This window comes from Shewanella sp. 8A, assembly GCF_023475945.1.
GTDB classification, from domain to species: Bacteria; Pseudomonadota; Gammaproteobacteria; order Enterobacterales; family Shewanellaceae; genus Shewanella; species Shewanella xiamenensis.
In genome coordinates this window covers 1-3,765 of the sequence record NZ_JAMDJP010000064.1, presented here as the reverse complement: position 1 = coordinate 3,765, position 3,765 = coordinate 1, and the positions used below count along the sequence as shown (strand labels likewise).

Annotated in this window: 4 protein-coding genes; all 4 read right to left on the bottom strand. The window is 49.9% G+C overall.

What is annotated here, in order from left to right; translation table 11 throughout:
• Nucleotides 1–184 precede the first annotated feature (184 nt).
• The 4 genes from ere(A) to M0413_RS22445 all read right to left on the bottom strand — a co-directional run bounded on the left by ere(A) (nt 185) and on the right by M0413_RS22445 (nt 3,603).
• On the bottom strand, nt 185–1,411 hold the full coding sequence (gene ere(A), locus M0413_RS22460) for an EreA family erythromycin esterase (RefSeq protein ID WP_021566672.1): 1,227 nt from the start codon (nt 1,409–1,411) through the stop codon (nt 185–187).
• A gap of 102 nt (nt 1,412–1,513) precedes the next feature.
• Nucleotides 1,514–2,341, bottom strand: a complete 828-nt coding sequence (locus tag M0413_RS22455) for an oxacillin-hydrolyzing class D beta-lactamase OXA-2 (protein ID WP_001007673.1) — start codon at nt 2,339–2,341, stop codon at nt 1,514–1,516.
• Between the two features lie 69 nt (nt 2,342–2,410).
• On the bottom strand, nt 2,411–3,208 hold the full coding sequence (locus M0413_RS22450) for an ANT(3'')-Ia family aminoglycoside nucleotidyltransferase AadA13 (RefSeq protein ID WP_001424636.1): 798 nt from the start codon (nt 3,206–3,208) through the stop codon (nt 2,411–2,413).
• Nucleotides 3,209–3,213: 5 nt separating this feature from the next.
• On the bottom strand, nt 3,214–3,603 hold the full coding sequence (locus tag M0413_RS22445) for a DUF1010 domain-containing protein (RefSeq protein WP_249555717.1): 390 nt from the start codon (nt 3,601–3,603) through the stop codon (nt 3,214–3,216).
• Between the last annotated feature and the right edge of the window lie 162 nt (nt 3,604–3,765).

Genomic DNA, 3,765 nt, shown 5'->3' with positions numbered 1-3,765 from the left:
ATGATATATCTCCCAATTTGTGTAGGGCTTATTATGCACGCTTAAAAATAATAAAAGCAGACTTGACCTGATAGTTTGGCTGTGAGCAATTATGTGCTTAGTGCATCTAACGCGCTGATCACCGGCGGTTGAAAACCGTCCGGTGGATTGGCAGGTTATGCTCCTTCATTTCATTTCTGGTTTCCTATAGGGCAACCAGGCTGTCCTTGCCGGCGCTGGGAACGCAGACGATGGCATCAAATGCCTCGCTCAAATTCGTTTCTACAGAGGCGCTTTGGGACCGCATTCGCTTTGCTTCCATGGGGTCATCTGTCAATGTCAGGCATGAATCCTCCTTACCACAGGCATCGATGACATACTGTTCCACACTATCCTCACGGATTGCATCGGCAGGCGTGGTCACAACAGAGAATCCAAGAGGACTGTCGGGCGATGGGAAATGCATTTCCGGCACGGTGAGTCCAAGATGGGTGAATGCAATCGCACGGTAATCCCCCTCCTCCCTCTCTGCGAGATGCTGTCCCATGGGAACAGCCGTAAGCTCGCCTGAAAAGGAAACTGGAGTTTTTTGTAAATGATTGTTGTGCGCCAGCAGAATTATCCTTACATCCGGATTCGCTCGAACCATTCCATCCACCACGCCCGCCATATACGAATCACGTACGGAAGTATCTCCCTCAAGAGAGGTACCATCGAAGAAAGCTTTCATTACACGCAAGGTTTCCAACGTATACTCTATCGACTCTATTCGATCAGAGGCTTTTCGGAAAAAATCGCTGTTGACGTGATTTTTCAGGACAGGGGCAAGCGACGCCAAACGGAGCTTCAATCTGGTTACCCCTGAGATAGCTTTCTCCTGCTGAGCCGTTTCCAACTCCCCCCATTTTGCCGATGAAATAACCGCCGACTGGCCATCAATGGACGTCAACAACTGAGTCAGCGCATCAACGTGGGGTTTCATGAGGTGGTCGATGACCTGGATAATTTCGGCCAATTGCGCTAGGTCGTCCCTTGGATTCAAGGTGTTGGGTAAATCGATTCCGACTAACTGCAGTTTTCTTCCTGATTCGCGTAGATATGATTTAACCCAAATCAGCACTGAGCCATACAAAGAAAAGGTCAGGGTATCCGAAAATCGCTCAAGTTCATGAGCACCGGCTGTTGAGTTGAGCCATTCAGATAGCCGGGATGCCTGAATCGCCCCACATTCCAAACCAATCGCATTAAAATCATGCCTCTCGACAAAATAGCGAATAAGACTAGCTCTAGCCAGTGAGAACTCCGCGACAAAGTGAGCACCCTCGCCAATGCCGACAATTCGGGCGCCCTCAACTACGGGATTAAGAATCTCAAACTCATTGAACTCCAGCTTTTGAGGCTGTAAAAGTGTTCTGGTCGTTCTCCATGTCATTTTTTTATCCTTTTGCGTTTATTGCTGAAATCGTCATACTTTCGCTTCGCCAATAACCAGGCTCACAGAGCATAACGTTGAAGTAACCGGCGCTGCGCGGTTTTATCGCGCAGCGTCCGAGTTGACTGCCGGGTTGGGCGGTAACGCTTCAATAGAGCGAAGGATTGCCCGCACGATTGCCTCCCTCTTGAAAAGATCATCCATTCTGTTTGGCGTATCAATATTCAGTGCGAAGAATACGGAGCCAGTCGGCCACTCAACCCATCCTACCCACCAACCCATACGGCCTTCCCAGCCCGTCTTTGCACGCAGTATCCAGTTGCGACCGGCTTCCACAATCATGAGATCCTTGACCAAGCGCTGATGTTCTACCCGAAAGGGCAGCTCGTTACGATAGAGCTTCCTGAGAAATGCAATTTGCTCCTGCGCCGAGATTGCAAGGCTGCCTTCTATCCAGTAATCGCCATTACTTGTCGAAGGATCGGCGTTGCCATAGTCGATTTTCTTCAAATAGCGCCGAGCTTTGTCATCACCAATTTCCTTTGCAAATAGCTCATACACCCAAACAGTAGAATTCCGCATTGCTGATCGCAAATCTTGGTCTTGATTGTGGCCTGCAAAGCCCCTGTTAACGCCGTCCCATCGAAAAATCTGGAACTCATCACGAACAGCGCCTGCATCAAGTGCAAAAAGTGTATGAGGTATCTTGAATGTCGATGCAGGCGAGTAGCGTTTCTTCGATCGCACAGGATCAAAAACCAACATGGCACGATCCGCTTGGCGTTCGTCTGCCACAACTATCGTGCCTTTGGCTTGAAATTCGCTGAAAAACTTCCTCCAGTCAGAACGTTCTAGCGTGCCTTCTTGCGCATGCGCGAAAGTGGCAAGAGAAAAAATGGAGAAAAGTATCGCGAAGATTCGGATTGCCATTAACTTTTCCTTAATGCCCAACGCCGAAGTTAAGTCGTGCCGCGAAGCGGCATCGGCTTGAACGCATTGTTAGACATCATTGCCGAGCACCTTGGTGATCTCGCTTTTCATGAAGTGAATAAATTCTTCCAACTTATCTGCGCGCAAGACCGAGCGATCTTCCTCTTGCCCAAGATAAGCCTGTCTAGCTTCAAGCAAGACAGACTGATGCTGGGCAGGTAGATGTTCCATTGCCCAGTTGGCAGCGACATCCTTCGGCGCGATTTTACCAGTTGCTGCGCTGTACCAAATGCGGGACAACGTAAGCACTACATTTCGCTCATCGCCGGCCCAGTCGGGCTGCGAGTTCCATAGCTTCAAGGTTTCATTCAGCGCCTTGATTAGATCTTGTTCAGGAACTGGATCAAAGAGTTCCTCCGCCGCCGGACCTACCAAAGCCACGCTATGTTCTCTCGCTTTCGTTAGCAAGATAGCCAGATCGATGTCGATCGTGGCTGGCTCGAAGATACCCGCAAGAATGTCATTGCGCTGCCATTCTCCAAATTGCAGTTCGCGCTTGGCTGGATAACGCCACGGCATAATGTCTTCGTGCACGACAATGGTGACTTCTATAGCGCGGAGAATCTCACTCTCGCCTGGGAAAGCCGAAACCTCCAAAAGATCGTTGAACAAAGCTCGCCGCGTTGTGTCATCAAGCCTTGCGGTCACAGTAACCAGCAAATCAATATCACTGTATGGCTTCAGGCCGCCATCCACTGCGGAGCCGTACAAATGTACGGCAAGCAACGTCGGTTCCAGATGGTGCTCGATAACACTAAGCACCTTGGATAGTTGCGTCGAAATTTCGGCGGTCACTGAGTCCCTCATGATGTCTAACGGGCGAGGTAAGCCGACCGCAGAATGCGGGTCGGCTTGACCGAAATGTTAGAGCCAGAAGCCAAAACGGATAACCGTAACTTGGCGACGGGCGCTAACTGCGAAAAGGCACGGTGCCACCGAGGCGGCACAGCACTACGAAAAAAATAGCTGCTCGCGCTTGCTACACAAGGGCCAGAGGCCAAAAAGACCACAAACCAGCGTAACGCCACCAGGCGAAGCCCAGAGAAACGGCAAACCCAGCGCTGCACAGCGTTTGAGAAACTGAATGCCGTTTGAATAAACATGGGCGAAATAAAGGAGGGTTTCAGTGGTACTAACGCTAAGTTCAGCCGCAGGCTGTAAATTGGTTTTTTGTGGAATACTTTTGCGTAGCAAAACCACAAAAAGGCAACTTACAGACTGTCGAGTGCGCGAAGCGCACGCTGCTGGAACGATTTGTGTACGCCCAGCATGGGCATGAACTTATGAGGTGAAAGTCCTCTGTAGGAAGATCACCGTTTACCTTATTGGATCAATACAAGTAAACGATAACTACTAGTGAATGG

Excerpts from the sequence above, each read along its gene's own strand:
- M0413_RS22450 (WP_001424636.1), bottom strand. The coding sequence starts at position 3,208 with ATGAGGGACTCAGTGACCGCCGAAATTTCGACGCAACTATCCAAGGTG.
- M0413_RS22455 (WP_001007673.1), bottom strand. The coding sequence starts at position 2,341 with ATGGCAATCCGAATCTTCGCGATACTTTTCTCCATTTTTTCTCTTGCC.